The following is a 16,134-nucleotide window of genomic DNA, read 5'->3' on the forward strand; positions in this document are numbered from 1 at the left end:
TGGTATCAACTATCTTTATCCACCTAAAGGCGCTCCTTTTGCCCCGCGGCGGGCGGCATATCTCCGGCAAAACGCCTTTGCATCAAGGCGTAGTACATGACCGGAATCACGACCAGGGTCAGCAGCGTCGAGACCAGGACGCCGAAGATCAGGGCGATAGCGAGGCCGTTGAAGATCGGATCATCGAGAATGAAGAACGCGCCCAGCATCGCAGCCGCTCCCGTCAGCATGATGGGGCGCGCGCGCACCGCACCGGCGCGAATGACCGCCTCTGCGAATTCGACACCACGAGCCAGCTCGTGATTGATGAAATCGACCAGCAGGATGGAGTTGCGCACGATGATGCCTGCCAGCGCGATCATGCCGATCATCGAGGTTGCGGTGAATTGCGAGCCCAGCAGCGCATGCCCCGGTAGCACGCCGATCACGGTCAGGGGGATGGGCGCCATGATGATCAACGGCACCAGATAGGAGCGAAACTGCGCCACCACCAGCAGATAGATCAGCACCAGACCAACGGAATAGGCGATGCCCATATCGCGGAAGGTCTCGTAGGTCACCTGCCATTCGCCGTCCCATTTGATGCTGTAGCGATAGGGATCATCGGGCTGGGCGATGAGGTGCTGCGGCAACATGCCGAAATCCCCAATCGGCTCTTTGTGCAGCTGCGCAAAGAGATCGAACATGCCATACAGCGGGCTGTCCAGCGGGCCGGCCAGATCGCCGGTGACGTACACCACCGGCAAGAGGTCCTTGTGATAGATCGCCTGCTCGCGCGTACCCTCGATGACCTGCACCACCTCGCCCAAGGGTACCAGTGCGCCATCGCGGCTGCGCAGGCGCAGATCCAGCAACGGCAGCAGATCGGCCTTATCGGCTACGCTGAACTCCAGGCGCACCGGGATGGGATATTTGGCCTTGGCATCGTGCAGATAGCTGACATCCTCGCCGCCCAGGGCGGCAGTCACCGCGGCAACCACATCCTGCTGCGCCAGCCCCAGCAGCCCCGCGCGCTGCCGGTCCACCCTCAGCACCCACTTGGTCGCCGCTGTCTCGATGCTGTCATCCACATCGACCACATCGGTGGTGGCGATGAACCGGTTGCGCAACTCGCGGGCCACCGCCATCTGCCCCGCGTAGTTCGGCCCGTACACCTCGGCGACCAGCGGTGAGAGTACGGGCGGCCCGGGCGGCACCTCGACCACCTTGACGTTGGCGCCCATGCGCTGGCCGATCGCAGTCAGCGGCCCGCGTACTGCCAACGCTATCTCATGGCTCTTGCGATCGCGCTCATCCTTGTCCAGCAGGTTGACCTGAATATCACCGACATGCGCGCCGCGCCGCAGATAGTACTGACGCACCAGTCCGTTGAAGTTGATGGGTGAGGCCGTGCCGACATAGGCCTGGTAATCGGTCACTTCCGCTACTGTCGCAAGGTGAGCGCCCAACTCGCTGAGCACTGCTGCGGTGCGCTCGGCGGCGGTGCCCTCCGGCATGTCCACCACCACCTGGAACTCCGATTTGTTGTCGAAGGGCAGCATCTTGAGCACTACCCACTGTACGGCAGCCAATCCGCCGGAGAAGATGATCATTACCATCAGCACCAAGGTCAGCAGCCAGCGGCGGCGGCGCCCTTTGCCCTCATCCAGAAAGGGTCCCATAAGCCGCTGAAACAAGGGATAGAGCTGGAGATTCTCCTCACCTCCATGTCCCTGGAGATGATCCTGATGGCGCAGCATGCGATGGGTAAACCACGGCGTCACGACAAAGGCCACCGCGAGAGAAATCAACATGCCGGCGCTGGCGTTGATGGGGATCGGGCTCATGTAGGGCCCCATCAGGCCGGTGACGAAGGCCATCGGCAGCAGTGCCGCGATTACCGTGAAGGTCGCCAGAATGGTCGGCCCGCCGACCTCGTCGACCGCCACCGGAATCGATTCGATCAGCGACTTGTTGCCCATCGCCCAGTGGCGATGGATGTTCTCCACCACCACGATGGCATCGTCGACCAGGATGCCGATGGAGAAGATCAGGGCGAACAGCGAAACGCGGTTGAGCGTGAAGCCCCAGGCCCAGGAGGCGAACAGGGTCGCCGCCAATGTGATCACCACCGCGCTGCCGACGACAAAGGCCTCGCGGCGGCCGAGGGTGAACAGAATCAGCAGGACGACGGCCCCGGTGGCGAAGATCAGCTTCTTGATCAGCGTCTGCGCCTTGTCATTGGCGGTGGCGCCATAGTTGCGCGTGACGGTGACATGCACACCTTCGGGGATGAAGGTGCCGCGCAGCGCCTCGAAGCGCTGGATGACCTGCTCGGCGATGGTGACCGCATTGGTACCCGGCTTTTTTGCCACGGCAATGGTGACCGCGGGAAACGTGCCCTGCCGGGTTATGCCTTTCGTTGCGGCGGCCTGCCCGGTGCCGAACCAGACGTATTGTTCCGGTTGATCGGGTCCCAGGCGTACCGTCGCCACATCCTCCAGGTAGACCGGCGCACCGTCGCGCAGGCCGACAATCAAGCGGGCGATCTCCACGGCAGTGCTGAGAAATTCACCGGCCTGAACGGTGATCTCCTGATTCGCGGCGACGACCGCACCCGCCTCCGCCGAATGGTTGGCACCACCCAGCGCCTGGCGCAGATCATCGATGCCGACACCCATACCCGCCATGCGTTGGGGGTCGAGTTGGACGTGCACCACGCGGTCGGGGCCGCCGATGGTGTAGATGTCGCGTGTTCCCGGTACGCGTTTCAGCTCCGCCTCGATGGCGTGCGCGACCCGCAGCAGTTCATCACCGCCGCGCTGGGGGTCATCGGTCCACAAGGTACCGGTGACGATCGGCACGTCGTCGATGCCCATTGGCTTGATCAACGGCTGGCCGACGCCGAGATTGGCCGGCAACCAGTCCTGATTGGAATAAATGGCGTTGTAGAGGCGCACGATGGACTGGGTGCGATCCTCACCCACCTTGAACTCGACACTGAGGATCGCTTGCCCCGGGCGCGACATCGAATAAATGTGATTGACCCCTTCGATCTCGGAGAGCACCTGCTCGAGGGGTGTGGTCACCAAATGCTCCACCTCTTCAGCGCCCGCGCCCGCGAAAGGCACGAAGACGTTGACGAGGGTGACGTTGATCTGCGGCTCCTCCTCGCGCGGCGTGACCACGACGGCGAACAGGCCCAGCAGCAGACCCACCAGGGCCAGCAGCGGGGTGATCTCACTGTGGAGAAACGTGCGGGCGATACGCCCCGAAATACCCAATTTACCGATCACGGGGCAGCCCGCCCCTGTTTCAGCACCGCCGCTGCCGCCACCGGATTCAAAGCGACGCGCTCGTTCTCCTCGAGACCGGCCAGCACCTCGACCTGCCCGTCAGGCCCAGGGCGCCCGGCACGGATCTGGCGCAGCAGCACCCCTCCGTCCGCGCCGATCACGTAGACCGCGGTCAGTTCGCTGCGCTGCACCACCGCCGCGCGTGGAATCAATAGCCGTTGCTCGGCCCCGGTGGGCACCATCACCTTCACCATCATGCCCGGATTCACTCCCTTGATACCGGCAGGCAGCTCGACACGCACACGTACCGTATGGCTGGCCGCATCGGTGAAGGGAAATACGGTCATCTGCGCGCTGGCGATCGCCAATTCGCCGCCGTCGGGCAGCAGCACCGTTACACCCCGATCGCGCTGCAGCTGGGCGATGACCTGCTGCGGCAGGGCGGCGGTAAGGCGCAGCTGCTCCAGCGAGAGCCCCGCCATCAGCGGCTGGCCGACCGTGACCGATTCGCCGACCTCTACAAGTCGCTTGACCACAATGCCGGCGTAGGGTGCGCGCACCTCGGTGTAGCCCAGCAGTTCCTCGGCACGCTGCAGGCCCGCTTGTGCGGAATCCGCGCGCGCCTTGGCGGCCTGAAGATCGGCCTTGGCTCGATCCAGGGCAGACTTGGAGACCAGGCGTCGCTCGTAGATCTGCTCTACCCGCTCGAACTCGATCTGCGCCTCGCTGAGGCGCACTTCGGCCTCGCGCAACACGGCTTGGGCGACTTCGAACTGGGTGCGCTGTTCGGTGTCTCTGAAACTGATGATCACCTTGCCGCGCGGCACATAGTCGTGGATATCGAAGTAGATCCCGACGATGCGCCCGTTGATCTGGGCCGACACGGTGGCCTGGTTGACCGCCTCCACCGTCGCGTCGAAAACGCGTTGCTTAGGCACAGTCTGATAAGCAGCGGCCGCGGTCTGCAACTCAGCCGTTGCGCCCAGTCCGCTCCAGGCGAGAAGAGAAACAATTACCAACCAACGTCCGGATCGTTTCCGCATCGCTCAGATCCCCAATAGATGTTCGACAAACCGACCCTGATTCTATATTAGTATTTTCTAATATGCCAATTATTGATGCGGGCGTCATGCCAGCAACGCTGCAACGATACCCGTAATAAAGATACCGTCGTAAGTGCCCGCCCCACCGATTGAGGCCATGGGCGCCCCCATGCGGCGTATGTCGTCCAGGCGCAGCAGATCCGCCCCGATCAACACCCCCAGCGTACCGCAGATGTAGGCGAGCGGCGCGCTGACGTCGGGCTCCAGGGTGACACCCACCACGGCCGCCGCAACGGGTGCGATGAACAGCGGCAGCGCAATCCCCATGCCCTGGATGGGACGGCTCACAATACGGCACAGCAGCGTCACCAGCAGGCAACCGAGGATTACCTCATTCCAGCCTACTTCCGCGTTGCGCAACAGATAGAGGCAGAAAAAGACCGGGATCACACAGCCGCCGACATTCACCATGATCAGGGTACGACCCGGCCTGAAATTCGGCGGTAGCAGCAGCGAACGTCGCCGGTACTGTTCCAGCAGACCTGGGGGTGGCGGATCAGAGGTGATCGAGAACAGTGGCAGGTTCACCACGCTGCCCGCCAACGAACCCAGCAACAGCAGAAAGCCCGCCTCAGCCGAAAGGCCCAACTTGTCGAAAGCGACGGTCAACAGCCCGATCTGGACCATCACCACCACCCCGACCAGCATCATTACCAGAAAGACGTACGGCATTCGAGGTCAGCATCCTTGTCGCTTGGCGCGGATCAATCCACCGTAGCACGGCGCACCGGGCTCACAACACCGTAGGGCGATATTCCCTCTATCGCTTCTGTGCCAATGCGACGAAATCTGCGGCGCTGACCGGTTTGCTGAAATGATAGCCCTGGTACGCGTCACAGCCGCGTTCGCGTAAAAATTCGAGCTGTGCCTGCCGTTCCACACCCTCGGCAATCACGTGATATCCGAAGCGCTGCGCCATGGCGAGAATCGTCTCGACAATCGCGGCATCATTGGCATCGTCCAGCACCCCGTCGACAAAGGAACGGTCGATCTTCAGAACTTCCAAAGGCAGTCGCTTTAGGTACATGAGCGAAGAGTATCCGGTACCAAAATCATCGATTGCAAAGCGGATGCCCAGTTCGATCAGGCAGGCCATCTTGTAAGCGGCATCCTGCACATCATCGACAAACATCCCCTCGGTGACCTCCAGCTCCAGATGACGGGCATCGATACCTGTTTCAGCAACTATGGCGGCCACACGTTCGACGAAATTCCACTGGCGAAACTGTTTGGGACTGACATTGACCGCGAGACGGAAATCCTCACCGACCACCCCCTGTTCAATCCACAAACGTATCGATCGGCACGCCTCGCGCAACACCCAGTCACCCACAGCCAGAATGATGCCCGTCTCCTCGGCGATGGGGATGAAGTCACCGGGCGACACCAGACCACGACGCGGGTGATTCCAGCGCACCAGGGCCTCCGCCCCGACAATGGCTCCGCTGGCGACGGCCACCTGAGGTTGGAAATAGAGTTCCAACTCCTGGCGATCCAGCGCGTTGTGGAGATCGTTCTCTATCTCCAGGCGATGTTGCGCGGCTAACTGCATTCCCGGGAGATAGAAGTGAAAGGTGCCGCCGCCCGCCCCCTTGGCCTGATACATGGCGGTATCGGCCTGCTTTAACACCTCGTCGGCGTGGGCGCCGTCCATGGGAAAGAGCGCGATCCCGATGCTGGGCCCGGTGTGCAGTTCGTGATTGCCGATTTGAAAAGGCCGCGCAACAGCCACCAGCAGTTTCTCCGCCACCGCTTGCGCGACTACGGCGGCACGCTCGGCATCACCTTTCAACTCCGCCAGCACCACCACAAACTCGTCACCCCCGAGGCGTGCGACGGTATCGGTCGCGCGCACCGCTTTTCTGAGACAGTCCGCCACCGCCTGCAGCAATCGGTCACCCACTGCGTGCCCCAGCGAATCGTTGATGGTCTTGAAACGATCGAGATCGATATAGAGAACAGCGCCTCTATGGCTGTGGCGCTCGGCGGTCACCAGCGCCTGATGGAGACGGTCGCGCAACAGCGCTCGATTGGGCAGCGCCGTCAGCGGATCGTAGTAGGCCGATTGGCGCAACTCACGTTCCCGGCGCTCCAACAGGCTGAAACCGGCGACCAGCCCCGCGATGCCCAACAACCAGAGGAAGGTGTGGCCAAACGTAAGCGCGGTTACCCGCCCTGTAAGCCACTCAGCATCGGGCTCGACAAGCGGCACGCTGACGCTGACGCCGCCGAGCACCTCGCCGGGTTGAAATCCCTGATCTTTGTGACAGGCAAGACAGCTCTCCTCGACGAAGCGGGGTCGCATCACCCGGTAGTGTTGTTGGCCGGAGGCCGTCACCACGACCTCGGCCACCTCCGCCGTGCCGTTCTGAAAGCGCAGGAGTGCGCTCTGTTCCCAGCTATCGGGGGCATTCTGCACCCGTAGCGGACGCAGGCTGGTCACATGACTCACCGTACCATCCCCTCCCTCCTGCACCTCGGTATCGTGCAGGAGGCGCATGAAATACGAGGAGTTGATGAGCGTCAGCGCAACCCCTCGATCCGAGGCGATATCGCGATCGGGAACGTGAGCGAGATAGGGGTTGGGAATCGCGCCGCGGTCGGTGCGCGCATAGACACCCCCCAATCGGGCCACCAGGGCGCGGGCGCCCATGTCCTTTTCCAGCACCGCCACTGCCTGACTGTAAGCCTGATCGATCCGGGCCTTGTCATGCAGGTGGATATTCCATACCAGGGAGGCAGCGACCGCGGCACTCCACAGTACAATGACCAACCAGCGCCACAAAATCAGACGGGTGGTTGGTGGTTCTCCACTTTCCGCTGGTGAGTTGCGGCCGGTTTGATCGAATCGGCGATCGGAGCCGTCCGTCATCAACTGTGAGTCCCCTGCACTGATCTGGCGCTTCTGGTCGCGCAGCGCACTTTCTGTGTGGTGTGCGCTTGTGGTGTAGTGTGCGTGTTCTTCGCACGGCTGAGGGCAGTGTACCCTAGGCCAATCGCCTCATGCCAATGAGGGATAGCTGCAACATAAGCGACACATTTAACAGGGTTTTAGGGTGTTGAACCTACCGCTGTATCACGGCGCAAAAGGAACTTCAGCCGGTTTTGCAGGAGTTCAATAGCTGGCCGGGCAGAAGCAGACTGAAGGTGGCCATTCCCTCTTCCTCGCGTACTCGATCGAACACTTCGCAACTCATGCACGAGAGGCGGTTTTCCGCAAACGACCCGTGGACGATACCGCTGCAGTAGGTACCGGTCACCGCCCAGCAGATCCGCCCGCCGTTGAAACCGTGATTGATGCCGTCGGCTTCCTCGGCAATGGCCGCCGCACACACGCCACGGGTTTCTGCCATGGTGCCACCGGGCTCACGCCCGCAACGCTTGATCTCCCAGCAGTTCTGCCGCTCAGTCATGACGCCCCTCCTCTCAGGTGTTCACAACAGCCGCCGCTTTAGTGGGATACCTCTTTGGGAATAGATGGCGGACTACGATGCAGTAAGCGTGAACGTGCCCGGTATTGCAAACAAAATATTGAATTGAGGTATAGAAACGGATTATCGAAGAGTTACCAATAGTGCATGGCGTTGGCATAGAGCTCCGCCAACGCGTCCTGATCGACCACGCGCGGAGCATTCTTCAGCAGCCGCTGCTGGGCAAAAGCCCCCTCGACCAGACCGGGTATATCACTGCTGTTGTAACCCACGCCGCCGACCCCGTTGGGCATGTCGGTGGCGCGCATCAGTGACTCAAGATGGCGGGCAACCAGTTCCCCGGATTCCTCGGGTGCCACATCGCGCACCTCCGCCCCCAGCAGCCGAGCGCCTTCCAGATGACGCTCCGGACAGGCGCTACCGGTGAATCGGAATGCCGCCGGGGCATTGACGATGACCGACATGCCATGAGGGCAGATCGGTTCGTTGGCGGGATAGCCTGCAGGTTGAAAATCCTTGACCAGTCCCGCCACGGAGTAGGACATGCCGTGCGGAATGTGCACACCGGCATTGCCAAAGGCGAGTCCCGCCAGCGTGGCGGCGAACATCATTCCGTCACGCGCCTCGTGATCGGAGGCGTCGCGCACCGCGCGCACCAGAAGCCTGCCCGCCAGCCGCAGCGCCTCACGACAGCCGATATCGCTCCACGGATTGGCCCCCTGACTCATGGGCCGCAAACTTGGCTGCGTTGGCCGCGCGCGCTGCGTATAGGGAATGGCGGTGAAACTCTCCAGCGCGTGGCTCAGAACGTCGAATCCGCTGGCGGCCACGACATTGGCGGGCAGCGTGTAGGTGGTGGTGGGATCGATGACAGCCCGCGTCGGGCGCAGTTCGCGATGGGCGATACCGGTTTTGGCGCGCATCGCAAGCAGGTCGAATACCGCGATGCCGGTGCACTCGCTGCCGGTGCCCGACGTTGTCGGGCAGGCGATGTGCGGTTTCAGCGGGCCGGGTACGGCCACGCCGTTGCCGATCGGCGGATTGACGTAGTCCATGAACTCTGCCGGCCAGGTGCTGTAGAGATTGGCCGCTTTGCAGGTGTCGATGACCGAACCGCCGCCGACCGAGACAAAGCCATCAAAGTCGCCTTCCATCGCGAACCGTGATGCCGCCTGAAACGCCACGTCCGTCGGCTCGACACGGACTTCGTCATAGACGGCCACGTCGATTCCTGCCTCCTGCAGCGCTTTGCGGACCTGCGCGACATGGCTCGATTCCGAAAGCAGGCGATCCGTGTAGAGCGCGACGCGCTTCAGGCCCAAAGCGCGGGCATCATCACCCACCTCGCGCAGCGCACCAGGTCCGAATTTGATGGCAGAGGCGTCGACGCTGAAGATCTCATCGCCGTGCTCGGTAAACGCATAGTGATGACAGCAGGCCATACGAGTTCTCCAGTAATGGCGTGATGCGCGGCGTGCAGTTACTCGGTTTCCGGGTCCGGAGACACAAACCGCAGCCCGACACCGGTCGGCTCGGCACGCACGATCTCCATCTTGACGATCGGCAAATCCTCGACCGGTCCCTGAACCTGCCCCTCCACCACCGTCCCCACGGGAGGTATTGGTGCCCCTTCGGTTATCAGAAACACGCCGCCATCCGAGACATCGCGGGTGGTCAACACCACGCTTCCAATGGCGTCATGCCAAACACGAACCTTGATGCTGACCGGTGTGCGAATATATCGACGTTTATCGCTCATAGTTCTTTTTCGATTTTTTAGTGCCCCTGCCCTGCACCATGCGCGAGCAGAATGCCGACTCAGAATACAACATAACCTCCGACGCGTCAGACTCCGTCCGCTACCGTGTCCGCATGCAGGATTCCTGCGAATCGGATGGCCACCAATCGCCGCGGCTGTACCCGTGATGGAAGCTAGCCGGGTAGCGTCGGGAAACCAGGCCGTGGCCCGATATCGAAGCGATCCCGATCGTAGAGCGGCCGACTCTGGACATAGGCGGTGAGCAGCCGGACCAGCGATTCAAGAGCATTGCAGTGGATGCGCTCGTAGCCATGCGAGGCGTCGATACCGAAACAGATCAACGAGGTGCGCAGATCATTGCCCGCCTCGACGGCAGCAGCACTGTCGGAGCGATAGTAACGAAAGACATCGCGCTGGTGGGGGATCGCAAACTCCTTGCACAATTCCAGCAGCCGATGGGTCAGATGGTAATCGAAGGGTCCGGTCATATCGGCCATGGCAATGGTCACACCAAACTCACTGGAGTTCTGCCCTGGGGCGGTCGTGCCGTTGTCGATAGTCACCATCTCGGCTACGTCCTGGTGCAGGACGGCCGAAGCGCCCGATCCTACCTCCTCGGAAATGGTAAAGAGCAGATGACAGTCAACCGGTAATCGGATATCCGAGTCACGAATCGCCTTCGCCAGGGCAAACACGACCGCGGCGCCCGCCTTGTCGTCGAGGTGGCGCGAATTGATGAAACCATTGCTGTGGAATTCAGGGATCGGGTCGATGGCGATGGTATCGCCGACGTGAAAGCCGAGACGCATCAGGTCAGCGCGACTGGCACACAGCTCATCCACGCGCACCTCAATATTGTCCCAGGCCACCTTTTGTGAATCGATTTCCGGACCGAAGGTGTGCCCCGAGGCCTTCAAGGGCAGCAGGGTGCCGCGGTGAGACCTTTCGTCGGTAAATACCGTGACCCTTGCACCCTCGGCGAACCGCGCGTTCCAGTGCCCGATGGGCACGACCTCGAGCCGCCCGTTCTCCTTCAGCGCCTTGACCATGGCGCCCAGCGTGTCGAGATGGGCGACGATAGCCCGATCGGGGCTTTCGCGTTCTCCCTCGATGGTGGCGCGGATCGCGCCGCGACGGGTAAGTTCGAAGGGTATGTTCAGCCGCTCCAGTTCATCGCACGCCAGATGCACGATACGGTCCGTGTACCCGGTGGGACTGGGAGTCTGAAGCAATCGGGCAAGGGTATCCAGCAGATAGCCCCGATCGATCGGGGGCAGCTTCATGCGATCCCCCTCCTGTGGGCGCCACGGGAGGCGGTTTGCGGGAACAGCAGATCGATAAAACGCTCGGCGGTCGGCTGAGGTTCATGATTCGCCAGACCGGGCCGCTCGTTGGCCTCGATAATCACGTACTCCTCACCCCTTACATCGGGGACCAGAAAATCGAGTCCCACCACCGGGATGTTGAGGGCCTGGGCAGCCGCCACCGCAGCGTTGCGCAATTGCGGATGCAACTGCGCGGTAACGTCGTGGATGGTACCTCCAGTGTGCAGATTGGCGGTCTTGCGCACTTCCAGTTCCTGATTGAGCGAGAGCACATCATTCAATGCATACCCCTCCTGGCGGACACTGCGTTCGGTTTCACCGTCGAGCGGGATACGACTCTCCCCCCCGGTCGCGGCAGCGCGCCGGCGGCTCTGCTTCTCGATCAGCTGGCGGATGGTGTGGCGGCCGGTTCCGACTATCGCCGCTGGTCGCCGCACCGCGGCCGCGACCACCTCAAACCCGATCGTGATTATGCGCAGATCCAGACCGGTTACGTAGCGCTCGAGCAACACGGTATCACAGTGGCGACGAGCCTCCGCGATTGCGCGCTCCATCTCTTCGACGGTGGCGACCCCCACGCTGATCCCCGTACCCTGTTCACCGCGCGCCGGTTTCACAACGATTCGCGTGTGGAGTGACAGGAAACGCCCGTTCTCAGCGGCGGCCCCTGCCACCTGCTGAGGCGGCACCGATAGGCCCGCCTCCGCCAGCAGGCGGTGCGTCACCCGCTTGTTGTCGCAACGACTCATCGCCACCGCGGTGGTGAGCTCCGAGAGTGATTCACGGCAGACGATCGTGCGCCCGCCCAGCGACAAACTGAAGTAGTTATCCTCCTCATCCAGCACCTGCACCGCGATACCGCGGCGCCGCGCTTCGCGGACGATAATCGATGCATAAGGATTCAGTGCTTCCTCCGGTTCCGCCGCAATGTACAGTGGCTCGTTGAAAGCGTTCTTGTTTTTCAGGGCGAACACCGGAACACGAACGAAACCGAGCTTCTCGTACAGTGCTATCGCCTCGTGATTGTCGTGCATTACGGAAAGGTCGAGAAATGACCGCCCGCGGGTCAGAAAGTACTCGGCCAGGAACCGCACCATCGCCTCGCCGACGCCGGGCAGCCCGGTTTGCGGATCGACCGCCAGGCACCAGAGACTGGCACCGTTCTCCGGATCGTTGAACGCCACACGGTGATCTATACCTGTCACCGTCCCGATGATCTGCCCGCTGCCCACCTCCTCCGCCACCAGATAGGTGAGGGTACGCGAATCGCGTTTGGCCCAGAGAAAGTCCGGATCGACCTGTACCATTTGACGCTTGGCGTAGAGCTCGTTGATCGCCCGCGCGTCCTCGCGCGCGAGCATGCGCCGCACGATGAATCCCTTGGGCATCTCATCACTGGTTTGATAACGATCGAGCCACAGGCGATAGGTGTGGGAGGGATCGAGGAACAGTTCGTGGGGTGCCATGGCGATGACGACATGCGGATCGCGCAGGTACATGCCGATATCACGCCTGCCCGGTTGCTCGGATTGCAGCGTTCGAGCCAATTTCTCATTGCTGCCGAAGGTGTGCGCGAATATCAGGTGTCCCCAACCGCAATCGACGGTGACATCCGATTTGTACTGCTCCACCGCAGGTCCCTGCAGACGTTGCCAGTTTCTAACCGAAGGCGCGTTGCGACGTTCAAAACGATGCTTCTTGACCATTAGCGTGACGTCCTATCCTGTGTATCTGTGCTCCATTGCCGACTCGCGACCAGCGTCCCGATACCGCTCCGTGATGCCGCCGGATTCACAGCGCGCAAAAAACGCATCTTCGACGCGCGCTGCCCCCAGGGCCGGTTAGCGCCATACGGAGAGCCAACCCGCGGAGAGGCAGCCGGTTCCCCGCACGGTCGCAATGTCCTTCTGTTGATGAACGGCAGGCACACGGTGCCCGGTGCACCTGATCCTGCAAAAAACCGGCCTTGGCCGATGGATATCCGCATCGTGCCGACCGACCCTAGACACCCTGCCCCTGCAACCACAGTTCCAGCAGTGCCACCTGCCAGAGCTTGGAGCCGCGCAAGGGGGTGATGTGTTCTTCAGGGGCGGCAAACAATGCCTCGACATAGGGCGCATTGAACAGCCCACGTTCACGCGCAGCCCGGTTGCCCAACGCATCGCGCACATATTCCAGAAACGGTCCCTGCAGATACTTCAGGGCCGGTACGGGGAAATAGCCTTTGGGCCGATCGATCACCTCCTGGGGAATGAAGTTGCGCGCGACCTCCTTGAGAATGTATTTGCCCCCCGCGGCCACCTTGTGTTCGGCCGGAATGCGGGCAGCCAGCTCCACCAGTTCGTGGTCGAGAAACGGCACCCGCGCCTCCAGCCCCCAGGACATGGTCTGACTATCGACCCGTTTGACAGGATCATCGACCAGCATGATGGTGGTATCGATGCGCAACGCCTTGTCGAGAGGCTCCTGAGCGCCATCCTGCGCAAAGTGCTCGCTGAGGAAACGCCCGCTGTGGTCTGCACCACACAACGGCTCCGCCACCACCCGGCAATACTCGGCGTGATCACGGTCGAAAAAGACCCGCGCATAGTCGGCCACCGGGTCGTGACTGCCCATCAACGGCGGATACCAGTGATAGCCGCCGAATACCTCGTCGGCGCCCTGTCCGCTCTGCACCACCTTGACGTGTTTGGCTACTTCGCGCGACAGGAGAAAGAAACCGATGTTGTCATGGCTGACCATCGGTTCGGACATGGCCCGAATGCAGCGGGGTAACTCCTCTAGTGTTTCGCGGGCATCGATGCGTATCTTGTGATGCGCCGTCGCGAAACGCTCGGCAACGAGATCGGAGTATTGGAACTCATCGCCCTCCTCGTCATTGACGCTTTCAAAACCGATGGAGAAGGTGTTGAGTCCCTGCTGACCCTGCTCTGCCAGCATTCCGACGATAAGACTGGAATCGACACCACCCGAAAGCAGCACGCCAACGGGAACATCGGCTACCAGGCGGCGTTTCACCGCGGTCATCAGCGCATCGGTCAGCAGCGCCTGCCACTCACCGAAACTGCGCCGCTCATCGTCCTCGCCGCGTTCGAACCGCAGGCTCCAGTAGCAGCGCTGTCGAGTGCGGCCATCCGCCTCTATGTGCATCAGCGTTGCCGGCGGCAGCTTCCTCGCACCCTTCAGTATCGTCAGCGGCGCAGGCACCACGGAGTGAAAGGTCATGTAGTGATGCAGGGCCACTTCATCGATAGCGGTATCGATGCCGCCGCCTTGCAACAAGGCTGGCAGTGTCGAGGCAAACCGCAGCGCGCCGGCGGTCTGCGTGTAGTAGAGCGGTTTGATACCAAGCCGATCACGCCCCAGGAGCGCCCGCCCCGAATCGCGCTCCCAGATCGCGAACGCGAACATGCCGTGAAAGCGCTGCACGAAATCCTCACCCCAGGCGTGGTAGGCCTTCAACACCACCTCGGTATCGCCGGTCGAGAAGAAACGATAACCCTTACCTTCCAGCTCGCGGCGCAGTTCCGGGTAGTTGTAGATCATGCCGTTGAAAACGATCCCCAGACCGAGTTCGCTGTCGACCATCGGCTGCTGGGCATGCTCGCTGAGATCCACGATCTTCAACCGCCGATGCCCGAAGGCGAATCGCCCCTGATGAAAGAGACCCGATGCGTCCGGACCGCGGGGCGCCTGCGCCGCGTTCATCGCTGCCACGGCGCCACTGTTCGCCAGCCCGTGATCGAATCGTATCTCTCCTGCAATACCGCACACGTGATGGTTACCTTCGATTAGACGGAGACAGGCTCAAGCAAGAGCGCAAACGGGGGGGGTGGGTGCACACAACGTAGTAGCGCGGAAACGGATACGGCGCCACCTTGAAATGGGCGATGCGGAGTTGGGCCCGCCGGTTTTCATTCTCGCCGCCATCCGCGACATCCTGCGTGGAAAACAACGGTGAACCCAGGGTGTCGCGCCCGACACGAATTCTGCAATTGACCGGTATGCGGGTGTAGTGGCGTTTATTCATCCTGATTTTCGTAGCCGGGGGACTCATTGAATGTCTTGGCGATTTCTGCCGCACTTCGCCCCGAAACCCAACAGGGTACAACACATCGCTTCGAACTTCAGGTCCCGCCAGCGTATCGCTGCGCGTTCCGTGCATCGGTAATGCGCGGCTATTCCCCACCACTATTGCGTTTTAAAGGTTCTGCGTTACCCTGTCAGGCAAACACCAACGGGTGGCCGTGCATGGCCTGGAACATCAGCCGATTCGACTATCGCGTCGTTGCCGCAGCCTGCCTTATCGCCGGACTGATGTTGGTACCGTTCTCCGTACACCACTTCCTGGCAGCCGACTGGCAGCTGTTTGTTCCGATCACCGGTCTAGCGCTACTGATCGCTGTGGTTACCGTCGTCGTGTGGCGTTTCAAACGCGTGCCCCCGCTGGCGCTGACCATCGGTGTACTGGCATCCAATATCGTGATCTTTCTCGCCGTGCTGCGGCTTCGCGAAGTAGGTGTCTACTGGATTTTCCCCATGGTTGCCGCGAATTTCTTCCTGCTCGGGCCACGCATGGGGCTGGCCTTCAATCTCGGATTTCTAACCCTGACGCTCAGTTTTGCCGCCACCTGGTTGCCTTTCGAACACTTTTCCCGCGTGGTCGCCACGGTCCTCGTGCTGATGAGTTTTGTCTTCGTATTCTCACACGACTCATACCGCCAGCGTGAAGAGCTCAATAAATTGGCTTCCATAGACCCTCTGACGGGCGCCGGCAATCGCCGTGACATGCAAATGGTGCTGAGTAACGCGGTGGTTGCACATCAAAGTTTCGGTACCGCCACCTCCATCATCATCATCGATCTGGATCACTTCAAAACCATCAACGATACACTGGGCCACGATGCTGGCGACAAGGTGCTCAGTGCCTTCGCTGAACTGGTGCGAAAGCGTTTCCGCCAATCCGATCACCTGTTTCGTTACGGCGGAGAGGAGTTTCTCATCCACTTGAACGATACCGACGGCCATACTGCTTTTCGTCTGGCCGATCAGCTGCGTGAAACGATCCAGAACACACCGCTTGTTAGCGCCGGCAAGGTCACGATCTCCTGCGGGGTGGCCGAATTGCGGCACAATGAATCCGTCGAGAGCTGGATAGTACGTGGCGATGAAGCCCTCTATCGCGGCAAGAAAGAGGGCCGCAACCGCGTCGTACTGGGCTAGCAGAAGGAATTTCGACGG

General features: G+C 61.3%; 10 protein-coding genes and 1 pseudogene. 1 reads left to right on the forward strand and 10 read right to left on the reverse strand.

Going from position 1 to position 16,134, the window contains the following annotated elements; all coding sequences use genetic code 11:
* Positions 1–23: 23 nt before the first annotated feature.
* From DWQ09_17960 to DWQ09_18005, 10 genes and pseudogenes are all read right to left on the reverse strand, one after another.
* On the reverse strand, positions 24–3,272 hold the full coding sequence (locus DWQ09_17960; GenBank protein ID KAA3626230.1) for an AcrB/AcrD/AcrF family protein: 3,249 nt from the start codon (positions 3,270–3,272) through the stop codon (positions 24–26).
* Positions 3,272–4,318 (reverse strand): efflux RND transporter periplasmic adaptor subunit, encoded by a 1,047-nt coding sequence (locus tag DWQ09_17965; protein ID KAA3626112.1) that lies wholly within the window; start codon positions 4,316–4,318, stop codon positions 3,272–3,274. Before DWQ09_17965 ends, DWQ09_17960 begins: the two co-directional genes overlap by 1 nt.
* An 84-nt stretch (positions 4,319–4,402) precedes the next feature.
* Positions 4,403–5,050: a DUF1614 domain-containing protein gene (locus DWQ09_17970; protein KAA3626113.1), complete on the reverse strand. Its 648-nt coding sequence runs from the start codon at positions 5,048–5,050 to the stop codon at positions 4,403–4,405.
* Between the two features lie 88 nt (positions 5,051–5,138).
* Positions 5,139–7,250: an EAL domain-containing protein gene (locus DWQ09_17975; protein ID KAA3626114.1), complete on the reverse strand. Its 2,112-nt coding sequence runs from the start codon at positions 7,248–7,250 to the stop codon at positions 5,139–5,141.
* 286 nt (positions 7,251–7,536) lie between these two features.
* Positions 7,537–7,791, reverse strand: a pseudogene (locus tag DWQ09_17980) (hypothetical protein).
* Positions 7,792–7,943: 152 nt separating this feature from the next.
* Entirely contained in the window at positions 7,944–9,251 is a 1,308-nt protein-coding gene (locus DWQ09_17985; protein KAA3626115.1) for an iron-containing alcohol dehydrogenase, read from the reverse strand.
* A gap of 38 nt (positions 9,252–9,289) precedes the next feature.
* The gene (locus tag DWQ09_17990) at positions 9,290–9,568 is read right to left on the reverse strand and encodes a PilZ domain-containing protein (GenBank protein ID KAA3626116.1); all 279 of its coding nucleotides are present in this window, start codon (positions 9,566–9,568) and stop codon (positions 9,290–9,292) included.
* Between the two features lie 173 nt (positions 9,569–9,741).
* The gene (locus DWQ09_17995) at positions 9,742–10,851 is read right to left on the reverse strand and encodes an osmoprotectant NAGGN system M42 family peptidase (GenBank protein ID KAA3626117.1); all 1,110 of its coding nucleotides are present in this window, start codon (positions 10,849–10,851) and stop codon (positions 9,742–9,744) included.
* Positions 10,848–12,599: an N-acetylglutaminylglutamine synthetase gene (ngg, locus tag DWQ09_18000; protein ID KAA3626118.1), complete on the reverse strand. Its 1,752-nt coding sequence runs from the start codon at positions 12,597–12,599 to the stop codon at positions 10,848–10,850. Before ngg ends, DWQ09_17995 begins: the two co-directional genes overlap by 4 nt.
* Before the next feature lie 295 nt (positions 12,600–12,894).
* Positions 12,895–14,667 carry an N-acetylglutaminylglutamine amidotransferase gene (locus DWQ09_18005; protein ID KAA3626119.1) on the reverse strand — a complete coding sequence of 591 codons (1,773 nt, stop codon included), beginning with the start codon at positions 14,665–14,667 and terminating at the stop codon, positions 12,895–12,897.
* A gap of 396 nt (positions 14,668–15,063) precedes the next feature.
* On the opposite strand from DWQ09_18005, the gene DWQ09_18010 reads away from it, so the two are divergent.
* Positions 15,064–16,116, forward strand: coding sequence for a sensor domain-containing diguanylate cyclase (locus DWQ09_18010; protein KAA3626120.1), 1,053 nt, complete (start codon positions 15,064–15,066; stop codon positions 16,114–16,116).
* Positions 16,117–16,134: the final 18 nt, after the last annotated feature.

It is taken from the genome of Pseudomonadota bacterium, from assembly GCA_008501635.1.
Lineage (GTDB): Bacteria > Pseudomonadota > Gammaproteobacteria > QQUJ01 > QQUJ01 > QQUJ01.

Excerpts from the sequence above, each read along its gene's own strand:
- ngg (KAA3626118.1), bottom strand. The coding sequence starts at position 12,599 with ATGGTCAAGAAGCATCGTTTTGAACGTCGCAACGCGCCTTCGGTTAGA.
- DWQ09_17970 (KAA3626113.1), bottom strand. The coding sequence starts at position 5,050 with ATGCCGTACGTCTTTCTGGTAATGATGCTGGTCGGGGTGGTGGTGATG.
- DWQ09_17990 (KAA3626116.1), bottom strand. The coding sequence starts at position 9,568 with ATGAGCGATAAACGTCGATATATTCGCACACCGGTCAGCATCAAGGTT.
- DWQ09_18010 (KAA3626120.1), top strand. The coding sequence starts at position 15,064 with ATGCGCGGCTATTCCCCACCACTATTGCGTTTTAAAGGTTCTGCGTTA.
- DWQ09_17985 (KAA3626115.1), bottom strand. The coding sequence starts at position 9,251 with ATGGCCTGCTGTCATCACTATGCGTTTACCGAGCACGGCGATGAGATC.
- DWQ09_17995 (KAA3626117.1), bottom strand. The coding sequence starts at position 10,851 with ATGAAGCTGCCCCCGATCGATCGGGGCTATCTGCTGGATACCCTTGCC.
- DWQ09_17965 (KAA3626112.1), bottom strand. The coding sequence starts at position 4,318 with ATGCGGAAACGATCCGGACGTTGGTTGGTAATTGTTTCTCTTCTCGCC.
- DWQ09_17975 (KAA3626114.1), bottom strand. The coding sequence starts at position 7,250 with ATGACGGACGGCTCCGATCGCCGATTCGATCAAACCGGCCGCAACTCA.